This is a genomic window from Leptotrichia hofstadii, from assembly GCF_007990525.1.
In the GTDB taxonomy this organism is placed as follows: Bacteria; Fusobacteriota; Fusobacteriia; order Fusobacteriales; family Leptotrichiaceae; genus Leptotrichia; species Leptotrichia hofstadii.
The window spans coordinates 1,652,446-1,678,782 of record NZ_AP019823.1 but is presented as its reverse complement, the minus strand read 5'-3'; the positions used below and the strand labels follow the sequence as shown (position 1 = coordinate 1,678,782).

General features: G+C 30.3%; 26 protein-coding genes. 24 read left to right on the top strand and 2 right to left on the bottom strand.

The genetic code is table 11. From position 1 onward, the window contains the following. Window positions 1–57: 57 nt before the first annotated feature. The 10 genes from FVE77_RS07940 (at window position 58) to purD (ending at window position 10,246) form a co-directional block, all read left to right on the top strand. Window positions 58–1,065, top strand: coding sequence for a DKNYY domain-containing protein (locus FVE77_RS07940; RefSeq protein WP_026746034.1), 1,008 nt, complete (start codon window positions 58–60; stop codon window positions 1,063–1,065). A gap of 37 nt (window positions 1,066–1,102) precedes the next feature. Then, window positions 1,103–2,473, top strand: coding sequence for a DKNYY domain-containing protein (locus tag FVE77_RS07935; protein ID WP_026746035.1), 1,371 nt, complete (start codon window positions 1,103–1,105; stop codon window positions 2,471–2,473). Window positions 2,474–2,625: 152 nt separating this feature from the next. After that, the gene (locus FVE77_RS07930; protein ID WP_026746036.1) at window positions 2,626–3,999 is read left to right on the top strand and encodes a cation:dicarboxylate symporter family transporter; all 1,374 of its coding nucleotides are present in this window, start codon (window positions 2,626–2,628) and stop codon (window positions 3,997–3,999) included. A 252-nt stretch (window positions 4,000–4,251) separates the two neighbouring features. After that, entirely contained in the window at window positions 4,252–5,427 is a 1,176-nt protein-coding gene (locus FVE77_RS07925) for a YARHG domain-containing protein (protein ID WP_026746037.1), read from the top strand. 72 nt (window positions 5,428–5,499) lie between these two features. Next, window positions 5,500–5,739 carry a type II toxin-antitoxin system Phd/YefM family antitoxin gene (locus FVE77_RS07920; RefSeq protein WP_026746038.1) on the top strand — a complete coding sequence of 80 codons (240 nt, stop codon included), beginning with the start codon at window positions 5,500–5,502 and terminating at the stop codon, window positions 5,737–5,739. Continuing rightward, window positions 5,733–6,008, top strand: coding sequence for a Txe/YoeB family addiction module toxin (locus FVE77_RS07915; protein ID WP_026746039.1), 276 nt, complete (start codon window positions 5,733–5,735; stop codon window positions 6,006–6,008). The genes FVE77_RS07920 and FVE77_RS07915 overlap by 7 nt, the downstream gene beginning before the upstream one ends. Before the next feature lie 105 nt (window positions 6,009–6,113). Beyond that, window positions 6,114–7,283, top strand: a complete 1,170-nt coding sequence (locus tag FVE77_RS07910) for a tetratricopeptide repeat protein (RefSeq protein ID WP_026746040.1) — start codon at window positions 6,114–6,116, stop codon at window positions 7,281–7,283. Between the two features lie 4 nt (window positions 7,284–7,287). Beyond that, window positions 7,288–8,424 carry a tetratricopeptide repeat protein gene (locus tag FVE77_RS07905; protein ID WP_026746041.1) on the top strand — a complete coding sequence of 379 codons (1,137 nt, stop codon included), beginning with the start codon at window positions 7,288–7,290 and terminating at the stop codon, window positions 8,422–8,424. 49 nt (window positions 8,425–8,473) lie between these two features. Further along, on the top strand, window positions 8,474–8,959 hold the full coding sequence (locus FVE77_RS07900; protein WP_051254485.1) for a hypothetical protein: 486 nt from the start codon (window positions 8,474–8,476) through the stop codon (window positions 8,957–8,959). Between the two features lie 21 nt (window positions 8,960–8,980). Further along, window positions 8,981–10,246 (top strand): phosphoribosylamine--glycine ligase, encoded by a 1,266-nt coding sequence (gene purD / locus FVE77_RS07895; protein ID WP_026746042.1) that lies wholly within the window; start codon window positions 8,981–8,983, stop codon window positions 10,244–10,246. A 62-nt stretch (window positions 10,247–10,308) separates the two neighbouring features. Here the strand turns inward: purD and FVE77_RS07890 are convergent, their stop codons facing one another. Next, window positions 10,309–10,803 (bottom strand): hypothetical protein, encoded by a 495-nt coding sequence (locus FVE77_RS07890; protein ID WP_026746043.1) that lies wholly within the window; start codon window positions 10,801–10,803, stop codon window positions 10,309–10,311. 265 nt (window positions 10,804–11,068) lie between these two features. Next, window positions 11,069–11,266 (bottom strand): hypothetical protein, encoded by a 198-nt coding sequence (locus FVE77_RS07885; protein WP_006803710.1) that lies wholly within the window; start codon window positions 11,264–11,266, stop codon window positions 11,069–11,071. A 304-nt stretch (window positions 11,267–11,570) separates the two neighbouring features. Here FVE77_RS07885 and FVE77_RS07880 point away from each other — a divergent pair, with 304 nt between their 5' ends. The 14 genes from FVE77_RS07880 to ptsP all read left to right on the top strand — a co-directional run bounded on the left by FVE77_RS07880 (window position 11,571) and on the right by ptsP (window position 26,314). Further along, window positions 11,571–12,647 carry a hypothetical protein gene (locus FVE77_RS07880; protein WP_026746044.1) on the top strand — a complete coding sequence of 359 codons (1,077 nt, stop codon included), beginning with the start codon at window positions 11,571–11,573 and terminating at the stop codon, window positions 12,645–12,647. A 153-nt stretch (window positions 12,648–12,800) separates the two neighbouring features. Continuing rightward, the gene (gene mltG, locus FVE77_RS07875) at window positions 12,801–13,751 is read left to right on the top strand and encodes an endolytic transglycosylase MltG (protein WP_026746045.1); all 951 of its coding nucleotides are present in this window, start codon (window positions 12,801–12,803) and stop codon (window positions 13,749–13,751) included. A 30-nt stretch (window positions 13,752–13,781) separates the two neighbouring features. Continuing rightward, window positions 13,782–15,293, top strand: a complete 1,512-nt coding sequence (tilS, locus tag FVE77_RS07870; RefSeq protein ID WP_026746046.1) for a tRNA lysidine(34) synthetase TilS — start codon at window positions 13,782–13,784, stop codon at window positions 15,291–15,293. Then, window positions 15,277–17,604 carry an ATP-dependent zinc metalloprotease FtsH gene (gene ftsH / locus FVE77_RS07865; protein WP_026746047.1) on the top strand — a complete coding sequence of 776 codons (2,328 nt, stop codon included), beginning with the start codon at window positions 15,277–15,279 and terminating at the stop codon, window positions 17,602–17,604. The genes tilS and ftsH overlap by 17 nt, the downstream gene beginning before the upstream one ends. A 408-nt stretch (window positions 17,605–18,012) precedes the next feature. Further along, on the top strand, window positions 18,013–18,360 hold the full coding sequence (locus FVE77_RS07860; protein WP_026746048.1) for a hypothetical protein: 348 nt from the start codon (window positions 18,013–18,015) through the stop codon (window positions 18,358–18,360). A gap of 29 nt (window positions 18,361–18,389) precedes the next feature. After that, window positions 18,390–19,376, top strand: coding sequence for a tetratricopeptide repeat protein (locus tag FVE77_RS07855; RefSeq protein ID WP_026746049.1), 987 nt, complete (start codon window positions 18,390–18,392; stop codon window positions 19,374–19,376). Between the two features lie 100 nt (window positions 19,377–19,476). Continuing rightward, window positions 19,477–19,998 (top strand): lysozyme inhibitor LprI family protein, encoded by a 522-nt coding sequence (locus FVE77_RS07850; protein WP_026746050.1) that lies wholly within the window; start codon window positions 19,477–19,479, stop codon window positions 19,996–19,998. A gap of 26 nt (window positions 19,999–20,024) precedes the next feature. Then, a complete protein-coding gene (locus FVE77_RS07845) occupies window positions 20,025–21,275 on the top strand; it encodes a DKNYY domain-containing protein (protein ID WP_408610400.1) in 1,251 nt (416 codons plus the stop codon). 109 nt (window positions 21,276–21,384) lie between these two features. Next, window positions 21,385–21,861, top strand: a complete 477-nt coding sequence (locus tag FVE77_RS07840) for a hypothetical protein (RefSeq protein WP_026746052.1) — start codon at window positions 21,385–21,387, stop codon at window positions 21,859–21,861. Window positions 21,862–21,925: 64 nt separating this feature from the next. Continuing rightward, entirely contained in the window at window positions 21,926–22,570 is a 645-nt protein-coding gene (locus FVE77_RS07835) for a hypothetical protein (protein ID WP_026746053.1), read from the top strand. Window positions 22,571–22,656: 86 nt separating this feature from the next. Beyond that, window positions 22,657–23,088, top strand: a complete 432-nt coding sequence (locus tag FVE77_RS07830) for a lysozyme inhibitor LprI family protein (protein ID WP_026746054.1) — start codon at window positions 22,657–22,659, stop codon at window positions 23,086–23,088. A 27-nt stretch (window positions 23,089–23,115) separates the two neighbouring features. After that, complete coding sequence (locus tag FVE77_RS07825) at window positions 23,116–23,535, top strand: lysozyme inhibitor LprI family protein (protein WP_036087885.1); 420 nt, start codon at window positions 23,116–23,118, stop codon at window positions 23,533–23,535. A gap of 265 nt (window positions 23,536–23,800) precedes the next feature. Then, a complete protein-coding gene (locus FVE77_RS07820; protein ID WP_232052899.1) occupies window positions 23,801–24,562 on the top strand; it encodes an ankyrin repeat domain-containing protein in 762 nt (253 codons plus the stop codon). A gap of 48 nt (window positions 24,563–24,610) precedes the next feature. Then, complete coding sequence (gene ptsP, locus FVE77_RS07815) at window positions 24,611–26,314, top strand: phosphoenolpyruvate--protein phosphotransferase (protein ID WP_026746057.1); 1,704 nt, start codon at window positions 24,611–24,613, stop codon at window positions 26,312–26,314. The last annotated feature ends 23 nt before the right edge of the window (window positions 26,315–26,337 follow it).

Genomic DNA, 26,337 nt, shown 5'->3' with positions numbered 1-26,337 from the left:
GGGAAATAGTATCAGATATTCAATTTGAGAGAAAAATTTTTAAAAGGAGCTTCATTTATGAAAAAATATATTGTAAAAATGATGATGTTGTCAATGATGGTAATTATGGTGGCTTGCGTAAAGAATGGAGATAAAGATGCAAAAATGGAAAATAAAAAGCAAAATGAAAGTGAAAGTATTGCTGAAAAGCCTAAAAATCAATATGTAACAGATAAAGGGAAAGTGTATTATGATGGAAAAGTTGTAAAAGGGGCTAAGACAGGTACGTTTGAATGGATTGAAGGGACTTGGTACGGAAAAGATGAGAATAATGTCTATTTTGAAGGGGAGAAAATTGGAAAATTAGAAGGCAAGCCGATTGAGAGAATAAATAATTATTTGGTAAAATCAGGGAATACCCTTTATTATTTTTATTGGAAAATTGATAATTTGAAAAACAGTAAGATGGAAATAATTGCGAATAAGGAAGATGGAGCTGAATATTATATTAAAGATGGGAAAAATGTTTACTTTTTAGAAAGAAATATTAATTTTCTTGAATTTGACGGGAAATTAATTTTACTAAGGAATATTGACTATAATACATTTGAAGTGGTTAATAAAAAATATTTTAGATATGTAAAAGACAAAACAGGAATTTATTATGTTGCAAATGGGAAGGCTGATGAATTGAAAGGACTGGATAAAAATAGTTTTAAAATTATTGATTTTGTCTTTTCTGCGGATAAGAATAGGGTGTACTATAGGGGAATTAAACTGGAAAACGTTTTATCTAATGGATTTGAAGTTGTGGGAAATGTTTATGATGTGAGTTATTACCTAAAAGACAGGGACAAGGTGTATTTTTTGAATGAAATATCCGAATTAAGTGTTGTAGAAAAGGCGGATCCAAAGACTTTTGCATTGATAGACGATTTGTATTCAAAGGATAAAAATAATGTTTTTTGCAATGGAAAAATTTTGGAAGGAGCTGATGTCAAGAGTTTTAAAGTATTTTATGATTCAGATGTGGAAACAGCGAAAGATAGCAAGCATGGATATTATGATTGTTATTCTGTGAGATAATTAAAGGAATGATGGATTTGAAAAAAGGAGGATCTTTATGAAAAGCACTGTTTTAAGAATATTAGGTTTGTTAATTTTAATAGTAAATGCGGGATTTTCCGAATATATTATTGAAAATGGTAAAATTTATTATAATGAGGATTATCATAAAACTTTGGTTGTAAAGCGGATAGATGATGAAAAAAGTGAAAAATATTTAGTAAAAAATCCCGATTTAAAGAGTTTTAAAATTTTGAATGAGAATTTTGCGAAAGATAAGGATACTATTTATTATAAGGAATATGATATTTTGGAAGCAGATATAAATAGTTTTGAAATATTGGATGAAGATACTGGAAAAGACAAAAATTATATTTATTTATATGGGCAGACTGTACGGTATGAAAATAGTGGCGAACCGGTAGATATGAAAAAAGTTACTTTTTATGAGAATTCTAAGGGTAAAATGGATTATTTTAGAAATAAAAATGGCATCTATGTTTTGCAAGGAATGTATGCAGAAAAAGTTGATAACGTGGATAAAAGGACTTTTGAAGATTTAGGTGGAGGCTTTGGAAAAGATAAAAACTGGATTTATTCTGGAAAAACGAAATTGAGAAATATAGACAGGGAAAGTTTTGAAAATATTGGTGATGGATATATAAAAGATAAGAATGGTATTTATAGAGACACAGAAGTAATTTTTTATGATAGTGATGATGCATATAATATTTCAAAGTTGGAAAATGTTGATAAAGAGAGCTTTGAGAATATTGGAGAGGGATATTCAAAAGACAAAAATAACATTTACTACAATAATGAAAAATTTAAGAATATAGATGTAAAAACTTTTCAATTAATAGGTAATGGTTTTTCAAAGGATAAAAATAATATTTATTTTGAAAAAAATAAAATTGAAGGAGCAGAAGCAAAAACTTTTCAAATAGTGGATAATTTCTTTGAAAAAGATAAAAGCAATGTTTTTTATAAAGAACATAAATTAAAAAACATAAGCCCAATTGAATTTCAGACACTGTATATGAGTAAAAATGCTAATGTTGCGTATGCAATATTTTTTAAAAATAAGGATGGAGTATTTAAGCTGTTAATTGAAGATCCTTTTGATTTGACGAAAAATAAGGTTGTAAAATTGAATGTAGATAAGGATAGTGTAAAAATATTTAGTAAAAATTATTATAAAGATAGAAATAACGTTTATTGTAATGACAAAGTGCTAAAAGGTGCTGATGTAAAAACTTTTGAAATGGTAGGAAATGATAAGGATGAAGCAATGGATGAATTTATAGATGCTTTGGAAAATATTTTTGATGCTTCTAGTTCACTGGAAAAAAGCAACGAAACTAAAAAGAGTTCAATTACAGCACAGGACAAAAATCATAAATATGAATATTGCAGAATTGTGAAATAAACTTCAATTTTTTTAAAATTAAACTTTTAATTTATAAAATTTGTTATAAAAATGATTTAATTACAAAAATATCTTGACATGAAAATAAATTAATGATAATATTTGTATATGAAAATTTTAAGAATAAATTTTAAATAAAATTAGGAGGAAAAATGACAGCGGTAGTGTTTTCAAGTATATGGATAGTAATTTTGATTTTACTATTTTTTTTATTGATTCATATAAATGTGAATTTAAAGAAAAAATTTAAGTTTTCTACAAGGATAATAATTTCTACAGTATTGGGATTTGCTGCGGGAATTGTATTTCAATCAACTTTGGGATTAGTGGGAGCGGCTGAGCATGAGGTTGTTATAAAGAATGTAACAAATGCAGCTTCGTTAGTAGGGAGAGGATTTACGAGCCTTTTAAAAATGATAGTTATTCCGTTAGTTGGGCTATCTGTTTATAATTCGATAATTAATTCTAAAAATAATGAGAATTTGAAAAAACTTACCATAAAATCAGTAGTTTATTATACAGCGACTGTGGCTATTTCGGCGATTATTGGAATTGTAATTGCAATGACATTTAAGCTGGGAGTTGGAATGAAATTGCCTGAAGGAATGGAAGCATGGGCTGGAAAAGGGGAATATAAAGGCCTTGTTGATGTTGTAGTCTCGTTTATACCGTCAAATATTTTTAAGGCTATGACAGAAACAAGTGTTATTGGAGTAGTAATATTTACAGCGTTTTTAGGATTTGCAACAAACCGAGTTGGATTAAAAAATCCTGAGAAAATAAAACCTTTGAAGGACGTAACAGAAGCATTGTTTTCAGTAATGACAAGCGTTACGATTACAATAATAAAAATAATTCCGTATGGAGTTGCGGCATTGATGTTTGATTTGACAGCTTCTTATGGGCTTGAAGTGTTTAAAAATCTTGTTACATATCTGATTGTAATGTTTATTTCATTAGGACTGGTTGTAATAATGCAATCTTTAAATCTTGCAATACACGGTGTAAATCCACTAAGATATTACAAGAAAGTAACAGCACCGTTAGTTCTATCATTTACAACAACTTCAAGCATGGGAACTTTACCTGTAACAATTGAAACATTGGAAAAAGAAGTAGGAGTAAGTTCACCAACTGCTAATTTTACAGCGGCACTAGGGACAACAATAGGAATGAATGGTTGTGCAGGAGTATTTCCAGCAGTAATAGCAATAATGATTGCCAATATGAACGGCATTGCAATTACTCCAGTATTTCTAATAAGCCTTATAACAGTAATCTCATTAGGGTCGTTCGGTATGGCAGGAGTGCCGGGAACAGCCTACATTGCAGCAACAGTCGTACTAGGTGGAATGGGATTGCCTTTTGCTCCAGTAGCTTTAGTGCTGCCAATTGACTCAATAATAGATATGGGGCGTACAGCAATAAATGTAAACGGTGCAATGGTAGTTTCAACTGTTGTAGACAAGGAAATGGGAACTTTTAATGAAGAAGTTTTTAAAGGGGAAAGAATAAGCGAAGCATAATAAATTTTTTAAAAATTTCTAAAGCAGTAAATTTATAGTTGCTCCTAAGATTTTTGACTTGTCTATGTTATTGATAAATCTGTAATTAGATAAGTAATTTAATGGGTTAACAAGGATTGATTCCTGTGTAAAACAGGAGTTAGTCCTTTTAATTTTTCTAAAAATAAGAATTAAAGATATTGACTAAAATTTAATACAAGGTATAATTTATAATGAAAAACAAAAAATTAATAAAAAATAGGAGTGGTTGCTATGAGAAAAATCAGAATATTTTTATTATTTTGCTTAATGTTTATTTTTTGTACAAATTTACTGGCAAATGACTGGGAATTTGGTTCGGAAGGTGGACATATTGTTCCAATGAATGTGTCTAATATTGCTATAAAGAGTGAGAAACTTCATTTTAAGCTGGAAAAAGTCAAGGGGGAGTATGGACCAGTAAATGAAATGGCGGTAACTGTAAGATTTGTGTTTGATAGTCCTGAGGCTGGCGAGAAATACATTGGGTTTATTACGCCTGAAGGTGGAAATGAGGAATGGGATGAAGTTAATCATTTTAAAAATTTTAGAACTGTTGTAAATGGGAAAAGTGTAAATACAGTTTCTTACAGATTAACCGATTTTGTTCCAAAGGATGTAAAGAAACTTGAAGAAGTGAAAAAATATTTTAAGGAATATGACGAAGAAAATGCAAAAGAGGAAGCCGACTATTATAAAAGAAGCTATGTTTATTATTTTAAAGCAAACTTTAAAAAGGGAGAAAATGTAATTGAGCATAGCTATCGTTACGATGGAAGTGGAGGTGTCGGATATAACGACTTTAATTATGTCTGGTCTACTATTTCAAAATGGAAAAATCAAAAAGTGGATGACTTTGAAGTAATTGTTGAGCCTGGAAGCGCTTTGATTGCAATACCTGAAATAAAGATGAAGAATGGAAAATATATAGACTGGAAATTAGTTGGAGAAGGGAATATTGATTACGGATACAGAAATTATTACGATAGAGACGGACAATATAAAGTTCTCTATGCGAAATTAAAAAAAGGATATTTACATTTTAAAACAAAGAATTTTAGTCCTGAAGATGAATTTAGCCTATCAGAAATAGCATATCTAAACGGTAATTACTATTTTCCTGAAAAAACGGAAAAAGGCTATAAATACAGAGATGATTTAACAAAAGCCGCTTACAGTGCGGAATATTTAACAGCAGATGAATTAAAAGAACTTACCAATGAAGATTTGAAAATAATGAGAAGTTATCCTTATGCAGTAGCAGGATATGATTTTTCTGATAAAAAATTAAAAGATTATTTCTCAAAATTCTTGTGGTATATTCCAATTGGAAAAAATGTGGAATTGAGAGAAGATGATTATGAAGTTATTAATAATGTGAATAAGATTATAAAAAGCAGGGGAAAATAGAAATTATAAAAAGTTGCTTGACTTTTATAATGATGTACTGTATTATGTACATAGATGGAAGGAGTGATTTTTATGACAAATACAAATGCAACTAATTTGAGAAAAAATTTATTTTCTTATTTAGAGTCGGCAATTGACTATAATGATGTTATCAATGTGAACACTAAAAAAGGAAATGCTATTATCATTAGCGAAGTTGAATATAATGGTTTATTAGAAACTCTATACCTGTTATCAGATCCAACAATGAAAGAAAAAATTGAAGTTGCAAAAAAGGCTTCTGATGAAGATTACGAGGTTTTTGAATGGTAGAAGAGTACAAAATTTATATTTTGAAAAAAGTGAATAAGGATAAAGAGAAAATAAAGCAATTTCCAGCATTAAAAAATAATGTGGAAAAATTAATAAATCTTATAAAGAAAAATCCTTTTCAAACACCACCGTCCTATGAGATTTTAACTAAAGATTTGAAACGTTACTATTCAAGAAGAATTAATAAACAGCACAGGCTAGTGTATGAAGTTATAGAAGAAGAGAAAAGAATAAATATCATTAGTATGTGGACACATTATGAAATTTAAAAATAGAATAAATAAATTGTGAAAGAAGACAGGTTACAAGTAAAATTGTAGCCTTTTTTGTTTTTTAAAAAAGTGTTATAATAAGTTTAAAATAAAAATTGGGAGATGAAATTGGATATTGAAGTTAAATTGAATGAAGGTATGAAAAAATATATTTATAAAATATGGGAAAAAATGGGAAATGAAGATAGAACAGAATATGATGTTGCACTTGAAAATTATAGGAAATACTTGTTGAAGGAAACTGTGAAAAATCCTGAAGATGTTTCGGTTGTTTGTCAGTTGGCGGGAGTTTGCTATTTGAGCAGGAAATGCGACGATATAGCAATTTTAGAAACATTTTTGAAAAGGAATTTTGATATTTTGACAGAAGATGAAAAGTTTAGAATATATGTTGATTTGGCTTATTTGTGTGAGGATATGGGATGTATGGAAGAAAAGGCTATTGATTATCTTGAAAAAGCAATAAAAATTAATTCAAATAATGCAGACATTTATTACAGACTTGCAGCTATTTGTTTTCATACTAAAATGTATCAAAAATCTCTTGAAAATATAGAAATCGCCTGCAAAATGAGTGATGAAACGAAATATAGTTATGGATATGCATTGATTTTAATTCAAAATAAAGAATATAAAAAGGCTGAAAAAATTTTAGATGATTTGTTAATGGAGGACTCAGACAACATTAAATATCATTTTTACAGAATTCTTTGTGAAATTTATTTAGGAAATAAAGATATTGAAAATATAGAAAAACTTTTGGAAAAAATAAAAGAGTTTGAAATGCTGGAGAAAACAGATTATGAAAAATATTTGAATTGGTTGACGTATGAAGGTTTTAATACCATTGATAATGGTAATATAAAAGATTTATATTATTTATGTAGTAATTATGAAAAATATTGTAAATATGCAGAGAATGTTAATTTTAATTTAGAAGCAAATTATATGGCACCGTATCTTTATTCTTTGAAACAATTGAATAAATTTGAGAAAATAGATAGAATATTGAAAGAAGCTGAAAAAGAGATTTTTCAAAATATTGAAGAAATAAAGACTGACGAAGAATATCGGAAAGATACAACGGAAGAAGAACTTTTGGAAATGATAGAAGATGAAAAACAGAAATTGAAAAACATTAATTTAGTGCTGGAAAAAATATTGAATACAGATTTTAAGCCTAAGATGGAAATATTTATGTACTTGAAATATGAATGTTGGTTACTGGATTGTCCACAACATTTGGTAATTGAAGAAATACGAAAGGAATAAAATTATGAAACAGACACAAAAAGAATGGGCAAGATATATTCAGGATGAAATACAAAAAAATGATAGTTACGATAATTATAAGCATGTATTTATTGAATATAAGGATTATTTAGAGAAATGTCTTTTGGAAAATCCGAGAGATGTAGAAAAAGTGTGTCAATTAGCGATAGCCTATTTTACGGTATATCAAGATGGAAAGAAGAGTGTGAATGTATTAGAAGATTTTTTGACAAAATATTCAAAAGATTTAAATGATGATGAGAAGGCTATTATCTATCAGGATTTGGCTGATTTATATGAAAAAGATGCTTATGATGATAAAAAGTGTAAGTATTATTTGACAAAATTAATTGAAATGGGGAAACAATCGGCGATTGTATGGGAAGTATTGGGAGAATATTATTTAAAAAGAAAAAAATACAAAAAGGCACTTGAATGTTTTCAGAAAATGGAAAAATTTTCAGATGAGAAGGAAATAGAAGATGATTATAATTATGGGATAACCTTGTTTTATTGTGGTTATTTTGAAAAAGCGAAAGAAATGTTATTGAAATGTTATAAAAAGGAACCTGAAAGTGCAGGAATTTTATATGCATTGGCACTGTGCTTACATTATACTAATGATAAAAAATTGGCTGAGCCAATTTGGGATAAATTGTTAGAGAAAGTGTCGTCAGAGAAATATTATTATGACGAGCAAATTTTATTTGAAGAACTTATAGACTTATATTATTTATGTGAAGAATACGATAGGTGTGTCTTGGTTTTTGAAAAGGAGATAGATGAACTTGATTGGGAAGAACATTTTTATTATAATATGCGTTTTTCATTTTATTTTTACAGTTTAAAAAAATTAGGAAATTTTAAGAAAGCAGAAAGCAAATTGTCAGAATTGATTCAAAAACATAACAAGTATATTGAAAAGATTGAAATTGGAGAAATTTATGACAAAAAATACTGGAATGAAGAAGAGATTGGTGAATTTATTGAAGAAGAAAAGAATGAAATAAAAAAGGTTTTGGAGATATATAAAAAGATAATGAATAGTAATTATAAGCCTCAAAATAAAAGAATAAATTTAGAAAAAATGTATAAAACTTGCTATTTAGTTGATTGTCCAATGCATCAGAAGTTAGATTAAAAAAATTTATGAAAGAAAATAAAATTTATTTGAAAATAATGATATATGATTGATAGAAATAAATAATTTTCAATTTTTTGCATTTAATATTACAGGAAAATGTGCTAAAATATATTTAAGAGGGAAAATAAGATATTGGATAATACCAGCAAACTCTACAAAGTATGATTATTTTTCTGCTTTTAACGATAAGGGATTTATAGATTGGACAAAAAAATCAAAATATGAAGAAGGTGATACTGTATATCTATATTGTACAAGACCTCAACAAAAAATAATGTATAAAGCGATTATAGAGAAAATCTTTATTTCTTCTAATATTGAAGTAGATGATAGGAAATATTGGCTTAATAAAAGTGAATTTGATAAAAATCAAAATATGAAAAAAGAATTTATAAGATTAAAATTATTAAAATATGTAGATAATGAAAATTTATCTTTAGAAAATCTTAAAGATAACGGATTAAAAACTGCACCTCAAGGTCCACTGAGAGTTGCTAGTGAACTTTTAGAGTATATAGAAAAATATATATAAATAAGTATACAGGAGGAAATGATGAAAATATTGATTGTAGGTGCTGGTGGAAGAGAGCATGCGATTGCTTGGAAACTTTCTCAAAATGAAAAGGTGGAGAAAATTTTTATAGCTCCAGGAAATGCCTGTGTGGAAATGCTGCCAAATGCAGAAAGTGTGAATTTAGGATCAATTGATGAGTATATTTCGTTTGCTAAGGATAATAATGTTGAATTGACAGTTGTGGGAAGCGAGGAATTGCTTGTTCAGGGAATTGTGGATGAATTTCATAAAAATGGACTGAAAATCTTTGGGCCTGATAAAAAGGCCGCGATTCTTGAGGGAAGTAAGGCATATTCTAAGGATTTTATGAAAAAATATGGAATAAAGACAGCAGTTTATGAAATTTTCGATAATTCTGAAAAAGCTAAGGAATTTTTGAATAACTGGAAAGATTTTCCTGTGGTTATAAAGGCTAGCGGGCTTGCAGCTGGAAAAGGTGTTATTATTGCTCAAAATTTAGATGAAGCTATTAAGGCTGTGGAAGATATAATGGTTGATGAGAAATTTGGAAATGCCGGAAATCAGGTTGTAATTGAAGAATTTCTGGATGGAGTAGAGGCTTCAATTTTATCCTTTACAGACAGTAAAGTAATTGTACCGTTATTGTCAGCAAAGGATCATAAAAAGATAGGGGAAGATGAAACTGGATTAAATACAGGAGGAATGGGTGTTATCAGTCCAAATCCTTTTGTTACGGATGAAATTTTTGAAAAATTTAAGTCAGATATAATGGAGCCGACTTTGAAGGGAATGCAGTCTGAAGGAATGGATTTTGCGGGAGTGATTTTCTTTGGGCTTATGATTACGAAAAAAGGCGTTTATCTGCTTGAATACAATATGAGAATGGGAGATCCGGAAACTCAGGCGGTATTGCCGCTTCTGGAAAATGACTTGCTAGAGTTAATAGAAAAATCCTTTGGTAAAAAATTATCGGAAGTTAAAGTCAATTGGAAACCGCTACATTCGTGCTGTGTAGTAGCCGCTTCTGGAGGTTATCCAGAAAGTTACAGAAAAGGCGATGAAATTGCTGGAGTACTTGACTTTAAAGAAACTGTTGACAACAAAGTGTTTATCTGTGGAGCAAAAGTTGAAGACGGAAAACTGTTGACAAATGGTGGAAGAGTGCTAAATGCTGTAGCTTTGGGAAATACATTGGAAGAAGCACAGAAAAAGGCGTATGAACTTTTGAAAACTATAAATTTTGAAGGAATGTATTTTAGAAAAGATATTGGCGGAAGATTTTAGTAAAAAATTAAATGAAAATAAAAAGACTGTTCCAAATTCAAAACAGTCTTTTTTATTGCTATTTATCTTCTAGGACTCCAAGTTTTAATTACGCCTGCAAGTTGTTTTTGATGTTCCTTTTCACCTTCCTGAGCAATGTAATAGATGTTTCCATTAGCTTCAATAAAGTACATTATTAAAACACTGCCATCCTCATATTCTATCGCGACCTGTTCTCCGTCGTAACCGTTTAAGCTGACACTGCCTTGAAAAATATTGTCTTCAGAAGTTCCTAAATTAAGATATTTCTGCACTATTACTTCAGCGGCTCTTTTCGCAGTTGCCTTTCCGTTAGTTGAAACAATATCTAAAGTTATGATATTTGCACTGTCTATGGTCACTTGCTTAGCAGTGGCGGAAGTATTGGGATCGTTAAATTCATACCAGTTTGCAGGCACTGTTATATACCCAGATGCAGGGCTTCCAAATCTTATGCTTGAACTTGAATCTTCCTTTGCAAATGTAAATACGGATATTACAATAAATAATGACAATATAATTTTTCTTAAACTTTTCATTTTTAAGCCTTCTTTCTTTTTTACTAATACTATTCCCCCATTAAAATAATAGATTTATTGTAAATTATTTTTAGTAGGTAATACAGTAGACGTGTTCGATAACTTAAGTTTTTTTATTTCCACAAGGGGTCTTGACCCCTTGCTTCAGAATATTTGTTTTATTAAATTATAAGTACATATAGTTAGTTGTCGAACAGGTCTAGTATTCATCGCAGGCAAACAAAATATAGCTTTCTGCTTTTTAACAGGGGCCTGGTATAAAATATTAGTCATGTTTTCTCCATTCCAGACATTCTCCAGTAGAAACTCTGGAAACAGCGCAATAACGTTTTGACTCTTCAATAGTACGGGCACGCAGTTCCCTGTCTGCCTTTTCACTTCCTGCAAGTGCCATTAAGCTTGTACAGCTGGTAAATGATGACATTGCCAGAATAATTGTTAAAAGTTTAAAAGTTTTTTTCATAATAATCAATTCCTTTCCAACCTTTTACGGTAAATTATTTTCTATAAAAAGTATACAACAGTTTTTTGTGAAAGTCAATAGTTTAAGTATAAAATTATACTATATTTTTTATAGTAACAAAAAAACCGTGTTTTGGTTTGATAAAAATTAAACAGGCAGATAAATATTTGATTTGCAATTTAAAAAATGTGTGATATAATTAGTAAAAGTTATGTATGCTTGAATCGACTTTAAAATTAAGATAAAATACATTTTGATTTCAAAAGTTGTAAAATATTGCAAACATAAAAACTGAAAATAAAAGGTGAACGCTTTGAATAGACAGAAAATTAATCAATATGGGAATATAAAAATGTATATTGCGGCATGTTTCTGGATATTTTCGTTAACAGCCCTAGCTAACGGAAGCAGTGCTTCAAGTAACGGTAATAAGGTTGAGGATGATGCCGTTAAAATTGACATTATTATTAATAAAAACAATATGAGTGATTTTGAGAATGAAAATGGCAATATACAGGATGAAAACAGTGAAGAAGGGGATTTGATTTTCTTGGATCAGATTAAGGACGAGGAAGAGGCTGAAAAAAAGAAAAAGCAGGAGAAAATCAATAAGCTTGAGAAATTTATCAGAAAAATTGATGAAAAAGTAAATCCAATAATAAAATTTCAAGTTTCCAAAAGCTACGGAACATGGTATCTGCTAAAAAGTGACGATATTTCAGAAACTGGACTTGAAAATATCCGATATGACTTCGTGCAGCAGGAAAATGGGTATCAAATTATAAAAAGTTATTTTGACCCAAAAACGGATACATGGCAGGAGGATAGACGGCGAGGATGGATTGAAGAGAAAAAAGGGCACGTTTATCTGGATGTTGAAAAAAAATATTTTAAAAATAACAGAAATGAAATACTATTCTTCGATAAAAACTACCGTTATATGGTTATAAGATTTAATGATGGCTTTACAAAGGTGCTTTCGCGTTATCCAAATAATGACAAAATCTCGCTGGAAGGTGACGAGCTGGCTGAATTTAACAGTTTTGTTTCAAACAGAAGCAATATGAGAGATATATACTATAATACAAATATAAAAAGCATAAGAGAAATAGAAAGCGACAGAAAGAAGGATGAACTCCGTAAAAAAACAGAATATCTGGAACAAAAGCTGAGCGAGAACCCTGCTTCTGTATTTCAGATTGATACAATTGGCGCTAAAAGGTATCACGAAAGACAGCTAAGAAAGCAAAAAATGTCAACACCAGAAAAAAATACTGGCACTAAAGGCGTGGAAGTGATTGAACTTGACAATAAAGACTTAAAAAATGAAACTGAAATAAAAAGTAACGACAATGACACAGGAGTAAATAAGGAATATTAAGTATAATAATTAAACTGTCAATTTTATTGATTAAAGCTGTTAAGTTTATCTTAAAAGAAAGCGGCAGAGCAAAAAAGACTTGCATTTATTAAATTTTGGGATAATCTTTAAGGCAATTAATACTATAAATGCTGAATATTTAGGAGATAAAGAATGAAAAATACATTAAGAGCTATTTACATTGGGATATTTTTAATATTATTTATGTGTCTGACACTTTTTTATAACTTTTTTGTTGCAAAAAAAGAATACAGTAACGTCAACATAAATATAAAAAAAGGGACTACATTTCCACAAATTTACAAGGAACTGAAATTGAATTACGGAATTGTTGACAGAGCCTATTTGAAGCTGAATGGCGGAAATATGAAGTTAAAAGTGGGAACTTATAAATTTAATGGAAAATTTTCAAAATATGAAATTATAAAAAAAATTAAGAGCAGCGAAACTAACGGAGTCCGGCTGACAATACCTGAAGGATTTACTTCAAAACAGGTATTTGCACGGATGGAAGCTCTTGAACTGGGAACTAAGGAAGAAATAGACAAGGTTCTTAGTGAAGTGGATTTTCCATATCCGCATGAAAATAATAATTTTGAAGGATATTTTTACCCTGAAACTTACATTTTTCCTGAAAATGTTACGACAAAACAGGTTATTCAGACTATTCTGGCTGAATTTCTAAAAAAATTCCCGCCTGAAAAGTACCCTGACAAACAGAAATTTTACGACAATTTGAAAATGGCTTCAATCGTGGAGGCGGAAGTGCCTGATGCTGCAGATAAGCCAAAAGTTGCGGGAATATTCTTAAAAAGACTGGAAATTGATATGAAGCTGGAATCAGACGCGACTTTAAAATATGAATTAGGAAGACAGGCTTCCAGAAATGAATTGAAATCGCAAAATACCCCATACAATTCATACAAGGTAAAAGGATTGCCTCCGACACCAATTGGAAATCCTCCAATAGAGACTTTTAAAGCAGTTTTAAACGCTGAAAAGACAGATAACCTGTTTTTCTTTACATATAAAGGGAAAACATATTATTCCAAAACACATGAGGAACACCTGAAAAAACGTCGTGAAAGCGGTCAGTTAAAATAAATCTGAAAATTGAAGTTAGGGCTAAATTTAATGGAAAAAGTAAGAAAAATTGAAAAAAAAATATTGAAAAAATCAGAGGAAGCCATAAAAAAAAAGCTGATTTCTGAGAAGGATAAGATTCTTATTGCATTTTCTGGAGGACCTGATTCAGTTTTTCTTTATCATTTGCTTGATTTAATGAAAAATATGATTTCACTGGAAATTTCAATAGCCTATATTAATCACAACTTGCGTTACGATGTCGAAAACGACTTAAAATTTATAAATGAATTTGCAAGTAAAAATAACGTTAACCATTATATTGAAAGCATCGATGTAAAAAAATACGCGGCAGAGAATAAAAAGTCTGTGGAACTGGCGGCAAGGGAATTGCGGTATGAAACTATTGAAAATATCAGGAAAAAGATAGGGTACAATAAAATTGCGACTGGACATAATCTGGATGATAATGTGGAAACTTTTATTTTTCGGCTTTTGAGGGGCACATCAGTAACTGGGTTAAAAGGTATTCCGAGAGTGAGAGAAAATATAGTAAGACCTATTTTAGATTTTGAAAAAAATGAAATTTTATCCTTCCTAAGAAGCAAGAATTACCAATATCTGGTTGACTATACAAATAATGAAAACGATTATACAAGAAACTTTATCCGAAATAAGATTTTTCCTGATTTTGAAAAAATTAATCCTGCTTTTAGGAAAAAAATAGAGTCCCTAATCAGGGAAATTAATGATAAGGAAACTTGTGAAATGCCAGTTTTCCATAATTATGAAAAGCATATAAATCAGAAGAATGAATTAATTCAATTTCTGAAGCAGAATAATGTGGAAATTTCAAGGGAAAAGATAGAACAGATTTGTGAAAGTGTTTTTTCAGAAAATGGAAAATTGCAAAATAAAGGCTCAAAAGAGTTTCATTTAGGTAAAAATAAGATTTTGCAAAATGCATACGGGGAATTAAAAATTGTTGCTATTTCAAATAAAAATACAAAAAAAAATCTAAATTGTAATAAAGAGATAGAATTTTCTGATAGAATTAAAATTTTAAAGGAAAATCAAAGTATTGAGTGGTATAATCATAAGATAGCTTTATATAAAAATATTAAGGATTTTGAAACTTATTTTATAGATGAAAAAGATATGGACTATGCCTATTACAAATTTGATAATGAAAAAATGAAAGATGGAAAAATTATTGTCAGAAGCCGAAAAGATGGGGATAGAATTTTGCTGAAAAATTTGGGGCATAAGAAAGTTAAAAAAATTCTGATTGATGAAAAGGTTATGAAATGGGACAGGGATTCTGTTCCTATCGTAGAAATTGAAATTGATGAAGTTTTAAGCGGTCCGGAGGCTGGAAATAATGAAATAATAGAAATTAAAAATGAAAAAAAATGTAAGAAATTAAAAGAAATACTGGCAGTTTCAGATATAAAATTTTCAAAATTTTTGGAAAAAGTTCAAAAGAAAGATATTAAAGAATTAGAAGATAACAATAAAAGTAAATTATTAATAATTGGGAGGAAAAATGGCAGAAAGAGATAAAAACGATATTAGAAAACGGCTGGAAGAACTACGAAAAGACAATAATAGAAAAAATAACAGACAGGATGATGGAAATAAATCGCCATTTTCAGGTTTTCTGTTTTTTGTTTTTGTAGTACTGCTGTTCGTTTTCACAGCAATATTTCATCGTGATATACAAACTTACTTTCAAAATAAAAAGGAAATTTCTTATACAGAATTTGTAAATAAAACACAAAAGGGAGATTTTACTGAGATAAATGAAAAAGATGATAAACTGATTGCACTGGTAAAGGAAGATGGAAAAGAAATACTTTATTTTACAAAAAAAATAACAGATAGAATCGGAAATGAGCCGATTATCATTAATGCGATTGGACAGAAACATGTTAAGTTAAATTCGTTGCAGCCTTCTGGCGGAAACTTCTTCCTTCTGCTATTGGGTCAGTTCTTGCCAATGATTATAATGATTGGGCTTATGGTATATCTTGCAAGAAAGATGGTTGGAGGTTCTCAAGGTGGAGGACCTGGAAATATCTTCGGCTTTGGAAAATCGAGAGTCAATAAGATTGACAAGAAGCCTGATGTGAAATTTGACGATGTTGCAGGCGTTGATGGAGCAAAAGAAGAACTGAGGGAAGTTGTTGATTTTTTGAAAAATCCTGAAAAATATACAAAAGCTGGCGCAAGAGTGCCAAAAGGAGTACTTCTGCTAGGAAGACCGGGAACCGGGAAAACGTTGCTTGCAAAAGCGGTAGCTGGAGAATCTGGAGCATCCTTTTTTAGCATTTCAGGGTCAGAATTTGTGGAAATGTTTGTTGGAGTTGGAGCATCGCGGGTAAGGGATTTGTTTGAAAAAGCAAAGGAATCAAGCCCTTCAATCATATTTATTGATGAAATTGATGCCATCGGTAGAAGAAGAAGCGTTGGAAAAAACAGCGGAAGCAATGATGAACGTGAACAGACATTAAATCAGCTGCTAGTTGAAATGGATGGATTTGAAACGGATACTAAAGTTATTGTACTTGCGGCAACAAACAGGGAAGATGTGCTTGATCCTGCATTATTGCGTGCTGGACGTTTTGACAGACGTGTTACTGTTGATGCGCCAGACTTGCAAGGGCGTGTTGCAATATTAAAAGTTCACTCAAGAAATAAAAAGCTTGATAGTGATGTAAGGCTTGAGGATATTGCTAAAATCACGCCGGGATTTGTTGGAGCCGATTTGGCAAACTTATTGAATGAAGCGGCAATTCTGGCAGCGAGAAGAGCGAGTGACACAATAAAGATGGTTGATTTAGATGAAGCTGTGGATAAAATTGGAATGGGACTTGGACAAAAAGGCAAGATTATTAAACCTGAAGAGAAAAAGCTTCTAGCTTATCACGAAGCTGGGCATGCTATTATGACTGAATTGACACCGGGAGCGGATCCTGTTCATAAAGTTACGATAATTCCTAGAGGGGACGCTGGTGGATTTATGATGCCGCTTCCTGAAGAAAAACTAGTAACTACAAGCAGACAAATGTTAGCTGAGATAAAGGTACTGTTTGGAGGACGTGCAGCTGAGGAAATCGGACTTGATGATATAAGTACAGGAGCGTATTCTGATATAAAAAGGGCTACAAAAGTGGCAAGAGCTTATGTTGAAAGTGTAGGAATGAGTAAGAAATTAGGGCCGATTAACTTTGAAAATTCAGATGATGAATACTCATTTGCTCCAAATAAAAGTGATGAAACAGTTAGGGAAATTGATCTTGAAATAAGAAAAATCTTAACTGAAGAGTATTTTAACACATTAAATACTTTGCAGGATAACTGGAGCAAGCTGGAAGAAGTAGTAAAATTATTACTGAAAAAAGAAACTATTACTGGAGACGAAGTTAGAAGCATTATCAAAGGAGAGACTGCGGATCAGATTTTGAAAGCTTCAGAAGACACTGAAAAAGAAAGCAGTACTCTAAAAACTGATGAAGTCAAAAAGACCGGAGAAGAAAATAGCGAAAAAATAAATCATAATGAAAATTCTGAAAAAACTTCAGAAGAAAAATTGAAAGAAAAGGTTGAAGAACTGGAAGAAAAAATTAAAAATGAAAAATCATCAGAAATCATTGAAAATACAAATGAAATATTAGAAAAAACAGCTGAAAATCAAGATGTTTCCGAAAATAACTCAGAAACTAAAGATGAAAATAACAATGGTGATAATTCAAATGATTCTCCAAAAAATGATGACGATGATTCTAATACAGAAACTGATAATAAGGACGAAAAACCTGAAAATGAAAAAAAGAAAAAAAGTAATTTTAAACTTCCGAGTTTTATGGAATAAAATATAAAAACTAATTTGAATCACTTAAATAGAAAGGTGACATTAATTTTAAATTTTTGTTATCTTTCTATTTTTTTTTACAAAAATAAACGGTTAATAAATTACTATAAAAATAAACATATTTTTTAAAAAAGTTATTGACTTTTATAAAAAAATATTGTATAATTCAATTGTAATATAAAAAGGAAAATATATTACCGTAAAAATTGAACGTAAAAAGTGTTTTCTGTTAAGTGTAGAATAAAAGCCGAAATTATGATTTTACAGTGGTGGGAATAGAACAATGCCTTGAATGGAAATATGAACTAGTTTATGTTTAGAAGAAAGCAAGTATATGTTCACATTTTTTTGATAAATTGTACAGCATAATAGAATAGCAGTTAAAGATAATGAATGGAGGAGATTTATATGAAAAAAACGTTATTGATGGCAACATTACTAATAGGAGCAGCAAGTTATGGAGCGGCAGGACTTAATTTGAAATTCAATACGGATGGTAAATTGCATGAAGAAAAACTGTTAAACAGAATTATAGCTTCGGAAGATACAAAATTAAAAATAAAAAAAATAGGAAAAGGGGAATATGAAATTACAGATTTTCCTCAGGAGCCTGATGCTGAAGTGTATGTAAGTAAAGCAACTTTGAAAAAAAATACTATATGTAGAGAAAATAGTTGTATTGGATATGATGTAAAATTAAACAAAGCAGTATTTCTAGATCCTGAAGACATGAGAGTTATTTATCCTGAATGGTAGAATAGGTGTATTTAAGAAGGAGCGGGAAAATGAACAAGAAGAAAGTAGCGGCATTAACAGTAATAATTGGGGTATTATCGTATGCGACTTATCAAACTGGAAAAAGCAAAGTTAATCAAAAAAATCAAAGAGCTGTTGAAGTGAACATGACATCGTCTGCTAAAAATAATAGGAAATTTGACTACTATTCTGAAAATGAAATAAGAAATGAACTGCAAAAAGCTGGAATAAACAGAAAATCAATAGAGACATTTATATCAGCTAATAAAACAGCCTTAAGTGGAGATATACCTCTGAAACGGAAAAAAGATGAGTTTATAAAGGCTATAGAAGAGGATAAAAAAAATTATTTGGCAGTAGCGGCTTTGGGAAAGGTTGCATTTGCACAGGATGACCGTTCTACAGCGATAAGTTATTATAAAAAATCGATAGAAATAAATCCAAAATTTGAAAAAGGATATGAAAATCTTATAAGAAGATACAGAGATTATGAAGATTATGAAAATTTGAAAATAACATCAGAGCAGTTGATAAAACTTTATCCTGAAAATCCTGTAAGTTATGATGGACTTTATCATTATTTCAAATATAAAAAAGATTATAAAAAAGCAATTGAAGCTGGAAAAAAGGCAATAGAGCTATATTTGAAAGGAGAGCCAAAATACTATAATTATGAGTTTATAACTACGGATTTGATACACAGGATAGCAAAAGATTTGGGGCAAAAGCCTGAAGAAACTGAACTGACAAATGACTATGAAGGGCGAAACTTCCAATTATATATTCTTAATGCTTATATTGGACAAGGTAATGACAAAGAAACTTTTGATTACTTTTTCAATAATTATCAAAAATTCAAAGATAATATTAAATATATGGGAGATATGGGTTATGAGTATAAAGAATGGATAAATGAATATATAGTTCTGCTGAAGGAAATAAATAATAAGCATAGAAATAAAGATAAAAAATTTTATGAAGAAAATTTAAAAAAATTTAAGTTTTTAGAATTATAGAAAAACATAAAAAATGATTAATTCTTAGTTCTCATTTTTTGTTAATAAAAATGTGGTATAATAACTAATGGAAAATAGAATAAGAAAATGGAGGAAAATCATGAAAAAATTATTTTTAATAACAGTGCTGTTATTAATGGGAATTGTAGCGTGTTCAAAATCTGGAAAAGATGAAAAAAAGGAAGGGAAACAAACTGAAGTAAATCAGGAAGCTAAAGCGCCGGCTACAATGTCTGCAGAAAGTACAAAAACAGAAAGCAGCTATGAAGCTCAAATATTGGAAAGAATGGAAGCAGTAAAACAGGAAGTTCGGCCAGCTTTGGATTCTGGAGTGACAGCAGACATGAATAATGCAATTCAAAAATTAGGAGATTCATGGGAAACAGAGATGAAAAAGGTTTATGAATTACTTTTATCAGAATTGTCAGGAAGTGAAAAGGAAAAATTGCAAAAAGAGCAGGAAGAATGGATAAAAAAAGTTAAAGAAGATGTCGAAAAAAAGACTGAAGAATCAGAAGGCGGAACAATATCAGGAACTTTAGGCGGAAATGCCTGGGCAAGCGGAATAGAGGAAAGAACTTTGGAGCTGGCAAAAAGATATGATAAGATACATAAAAAATAATATTTAAAAATAGAATATTGTAAGATATTTATAGATTAATTAAAAAATTTAAAGGAGAAATGAAGGCTATGAAAAACAAAATTTTGAAAATATTTGTAATTATGACTTTAGCGGCAAATGTAAGTTATGCAAAAAGCAATACAAAAATAGATAAAGCAACATTTCAGGAAATAGATGCTTCATATTCAAAAGATAAAAATGGAGTTTACGTCATAGAAAATAGAATATGGAAAAAATTAGAAGGGCTGGATCCAGTCACTTTTGAAATTATAAATATTAGCGGAAGTGCACGTCGATATCTAAAAGATAAAAATGGAATTTACAGTATCATTTACAGTATGGATGGAGATAGTGATAAGTTGGTACTGGAAAAATTGCCGTATGATCCGCAGACGTATGAAGTGATAAATCAGTTATATTCAAAAGATAAAAATAATATTTATTATTCAGATAGAAAAATAATAGGAGCAGATTTATCTACATTCCAAATAGGAAGTGACGGTTTTTCAAAAGATAAAAATAATATTTATTTTGGAGGTAAGAGGATATTGGGTATTGATAAAGATACCGTTAAGATAATAGAACTTCCTTATATAGAGGATAAAAATAATGTTTATTATGGAAATAAAAAAATAGAAGGAGCAGATAAAAACACATTTGAATTAACGTATGATTTTAAATCTGTAGTAAATGGGTATTATTCAAAAGATAAAAACAATGTCTATTATGAAAACAAGAAATTAAAAGGTATAGATGTAAAAACATTTAAGAAAGTAAGCAGATTAGTTGACAATTTTCTTATAGAAGATAAAAATGGATTTTACATTGTTGAGAAAGATGGAAGTGTAGCTCCGATAGATGGTAAGGAAGTGGATATTGAAAATCTTTCACAGTTAGCAATCAAAACTAACTTGTATCATGATAAGGACAGTATGTATTTTGTAAAAAATCATAAACTTGTAAAAATAAAAGACGCTCCTAAGGTTGATCCATATAACTTGTCGACATATAATGACAAATATATAAATAAGTACGATGTAGTTTATTACTTAGATACAGATGAAGGTGCATTTAAAAAACTTGAAAAAGCAGAAAGCCATGAGTTTCGTGCGTATGGCGATACGGAATATGCAAAAGGAAGAAGAAATGTCTATTTTAAAGGTAAAGTTCTGACAGGTGCTGATTATGCAAGTTTTGATATGAAATATAATCATAAAAAAGGTGTATATGAAATAAAAGATAAAAATAAAGTTTATGAAATAGTAAAAGCAGACTAGAAAAAATAAAAAGTAAAAGAAAAACTCTCATTTTTCTTTAATAAAATTATGATATATTGGTAGTGTAAAAATATACAAAGAATAAAAATAGAAAGCGGAGGAAACGAAAATGAAAAAAATTATTATGGCATTATTGCTATTAATAGGGGTTATTGGGTTTTCAGAGGAAGAATTTAGTTACAAAGGCTATGATTTACCTTTTACAAGTGATGGGAAATTACATGAGGAAATTTTGTTAAAAAGAACGATAACAGCTGATGACACTTCAATAGAAATAAAAAAATTGAAGAATGGAAAGTATCAGTTCTGGGATTACGCTTCTGATACTGGGGATGAAAATGAGCCATCACAAATTTCAGATGCAGTTAAGGAAAAAAATGTGCTTTGTGATGAATATATCTGTGTTGGATACGATACAAAATTAAAAGAACCAGTAATTTTGAATAGAAAAACGAAAAGAATAATCAGTATTGTGCGTGACGAAAACTACGATAAAGTTGATGATCCTGAAACTTTGAGAAGATTCCCTGAGGATAATCCTGAAATGTATAAATTATATCGTGATTATTATAAATTATACAAATAAATTGTGATTAAAAAATGAAAAATTATTAAATGATAAATTTAAATGGAAAGAGCAGGTAAAAATTATGAAAAAAATATTATTTTTAATTATGGCGTTAGCTGCAATACCAGCGTTTGCAGTAAAAGTTACAACAGATGGAAAACACAATTTGGAGAAGGTGGCGGGAAAATACGAAAATGTTGAAATATTCCAAAAAAATGGAAAATGGTATGCGACACGAACATTTGGGGACTATGAAACAGATACAGCTCCAATACTTTTAGGGAAAAATGGAAAATTTTCAGCAGATTATCAAAACACTGATAAAGAAACTTATGCTTACGATACGAAAATGAAAACTTTGGTAATACTTGCTAAAAATGATACAGATCAGATACTTACTATTCAACTGCCTGAAGGGAAAAAAACAAAAGTGACAGTAGATACAAACTTTAATATGAATAAAGTGAAGGGATATTGGTGTGATCAGCTGTTTGAAATTGTTCAAAAAAATGGAAAGTGGTATTTCCAAGGTGAAGATGATGGAGGATGGGAAACACCTATAACTACTGTAACAAAAAATGGTTTTACTACTGGATCTGGAGATGCTGAACATATTAGAAGATATACATTTGATACAAGATTTCAGACATTAGTGGAATATGACAAGGATGGAAATATAGTTGATACATTTATATTAAAGGATTATTGTCCAACAGGATATAATTAATATCTGAATTTTATTGAAAATTAAGTTGACTAAAAAAGGGATTTATGATTTAATACAAAATACAAAAAAATAGGAGTTGATAAAAAATGAGAAAATTACTAATAGCAGGATTATTACTTTTAGGAGCAGTTGCATTTGCAGGAAAATATGAAGATGAAATGACAGAAAGAATGAAAACTGCAGAAGAAAAAGCACAGGCTGGATGGGATAGCGGAGTAAGAGCCGATATGGTTAATGCTTCACTGGATCTGGATAAAGAATGGGAAAAAGAAATGAATAAAGCCTATGATTTGATTCTAAAAAAACTGCCAGCAAAGGAAAAGACAAAATTTAAAGCTGAACAGAATAAATGGCTAAAAGACAGGGAAGTTAAAGTACAGAAGGCGTATGATAAATATACAAAGGAAGAGGGACCTAGAATGGCTGGAGAGCTAGCTGCTAGCGAAAGACTGAGCATAACAAAGGAAAGAGCTTTGGAGCTGGCTAAAAGATATGACAAAATGAATGTGAAAAAATAAAAATATGTTTTAATGAAGGAGATTATTATGAAAAAAGTATTATTAATAATAGGAATGTTGCTCGTGGGAGCAGTTGCATTTGCAGGAAAATATGAAGATGGATTAAAGGAACGTATGAAAGTTGCAGAAGAAAGACTTGAATCAAAATTTGAAGGAACGACAGCAGATATGTTGAATGCCAGCTCTGAATTAACGGATGAATGGGAAAAAGAGATGAACAAAGTGTATGATTTAATTTTGAAAAAATTACCAGCAAAAGAACAGTCAAAATTTAAGGCTGAACAGACAAAATGGCTAAATGATAGGAAAGCAGCTATAAAAAAAGCGCTGGCTGATGAAGAGGATGGGCCTAAAATGGCTGTATTCGGAGCAGCTGGAACAGGACTTTCTATGACAGAAGAAAGAGCTTTGAAACTTGCCAAAAGATATGACAGCCTTTCTAAATAATTTTTAAAGTAAGAAGGACGGGCATATTTTCTTCTATTCTACACAGGTTAAGAATTATTATAATACTGCAAATAGCTTTGTTATAAAGATTGAAATGAAAGAAAAATACAAAATATTTCTCTTTAAATAAAAAAGGGGAATATTTTTTTTCTTATAAAATCTTTATACTAAACCTCGCCTAAATAGTATAAGTTTAGTAAAAAATAGGAAAAAATATTTGCACTTTTAAAATGATATGGTATAATATTACTAGCGAGGTATAAAAGTGAAAAAGTTTTTTTTATTTAAAGGAAATAAGGCAGTTTTTGCTATAATTTTGACAATGTTTAGTCATGCAGTGTTTCCTGTAACTTTTAAATATAATAATGGAGAAAATCTTGTAACAAAGAAAAGAGAGGAAGATGAGAAGGAAAAGCAACTAAAGTCAGTACTTGATGCTATCCGCAGGCATAATAATAAATATGTGCAGTTTTATCTTGCGACTGAAAAAAATGTTGCGAACCGTAAAAGGATAACAGATGAAATTGTAAACAGGCCTGCAGGAGTATACGGAGTCAATCTAGATGAAGCTTCGTTATTTGAAGGAGGAGGAAAGCTGGTTGATGTCAATGCTAAGAGCCAGGATGGATATACTCCGATTATTGTTGCTATTGAAGCCAAAAATCATGAAATTTTAAAACTTCTAATTGAAAATGGAGCAAATCTTTATGAAACGCATCCAATTTTTAATAGAACGACTCTTGGAACAGCCGCATACTATGAAAATGAAGAAGCTGTGGAAACTTTGTTAAAAAAAGATTCAAGACTTGCAAATGTTGGAAGTACTGTAGATGGATGGACACCGCTCGAAGATGCGACGTTAAAGGAAAATGTAAAAATAGTAAAAATGCTGCTGCAATATGGTGCTAATCCTACAATTACTGATAAGCATGGCGGAACTCCTATGGATATGGCAACAAAGTTTGGAAAAGGTGAAATTGTTAAGATATTGAGGGATTATATAAAGGCTAATAGAGGGAGATTATAGCTTTTTAAGTTTGTTTGTAATAAAAAATTATATATAGAGGAGAAAACAATGAAAAGAATGACAGGAATTGGTGCTTCAGAGGGAGTATCTATAGGTAAAGTATTACTTTTTATCGCAGAGGAGATTGTTATTCCGGAAACAAAAGAGGCGGATTCAACAATTGAGGCTGAATTGGCAAAATTGCAAGCTGGATTGAAGCAGTCTAAAACTCAATTAATTGCAATCAGAGAAAAAGTGAAAGAGAAAATGGGAGAAGATAAAGCAGCAATTTTCGATGGTCATATTATGCTTCTTGAAGATGAAGATTTGATTATGGAAGTTGAAGATAAAATTAAAGGAGAAGGACTTCCAGCTGCAAAAGCGTTACATGATGGAATTAATGAATATTGTGATATGATTTCACAATTAGATGATCCATACCTAAGAGAAAGAGCCGCTGATTTACAAGATATAGGTAAAAGATGGCTAAAAAATTTATTAGGAATGAAAATTCATGACTTGAGCAACTTAGAGCCAGGGACAATCGTTGTAACTGAAGACTTGACTCCATCTGACACAGCTCAATTGGATTTGGAAAACTGTATAGGATTTATTACAGAAATTGGAGGAAAAACAGCTCACTCTGCAATCATGGCAAGATCACTTGAATTACCGGCAGTAGTTGGAGTAAAAGGAATACTTGCTGAAGTAAAAGATGGTGAAGTTGTTGTTATGGATGGAGAAACTGGAGAACTATACCTGGAACCATCTGAAGACTTGGTAAATGAATATATTAAAAAACAAGAAGTAATAAGAAAAGAAAAAGAAGAATTGAAAAAATTAATTCATGAAGATGCAGTTACTCTTGATGGTAGAAAAGTTGATATCTGGGGAAATATTGGAAGCCCTAATGATGTTGACGCTGTAATTGAGTCAGGAGCAACAGGAATTGGATTATATAGAACAGAATTTTTATTTATGAATTCTGATCACTTCCCAACAGAAGAAGAACAATATCAAGCATACAGAGTAGTTGCTGAAAAAATGCAAGGAAAACCTGTAACAATAAGAACAATGGATATTGGTGGAGATAAAGAATTACCTTATTTAGACTTGCCAAAAGAATTAAATCCATTCTTAGGATATAGAGCAATCAGAATTTCGTTAGAAAATAAAGATATGTTCAAAACTCAATTAAGAGCTATTTTGAGAGCTTCTCAATATGGACAAATTAAAATTATGTATCCAATGATAAGTTCAGTTAATGAAATCAGAAAAGCAAATGCTATTTTGGAAGAATGTAAGAGAGAACTTGATGAAATTGGAAAAATTTATGATAGAAATATAAAAGTAGGAATAATGGTTGAAACTCCTTCAACAGCTATTATTGCTTACAAATTTGCAAAAGAAGTTGATTTCTTCTCAATTGGAACTAACGACTTGACACAATATTTCTTAGCGGTAGATAGGGGAAATGAAATGGTTGCAAACTTATACAACTCATTTAACCCTGCGGTACTAGAAGCTATTCAAAAAGTAATAGACGCTGCGCATGGAGCAAATATAAATGTTAGTATGTGTGGAGAATTTGCTGGAGATAAAAGAGCAACTAAATTATTGCTAGGAATGGGGCTTGATTCATTCAGCATGAGCGCATCATCAGGATTAACTGTTAAGAAAATAATTAGAAACAGTAATTATGCAGATGCGAAAAAATTCAGAGACTTAATTTTACAGCAAGATACACCTGAAGAAGTTGTAGAAAAATTATAATAAATATTGTAAAAAAGGCTAGT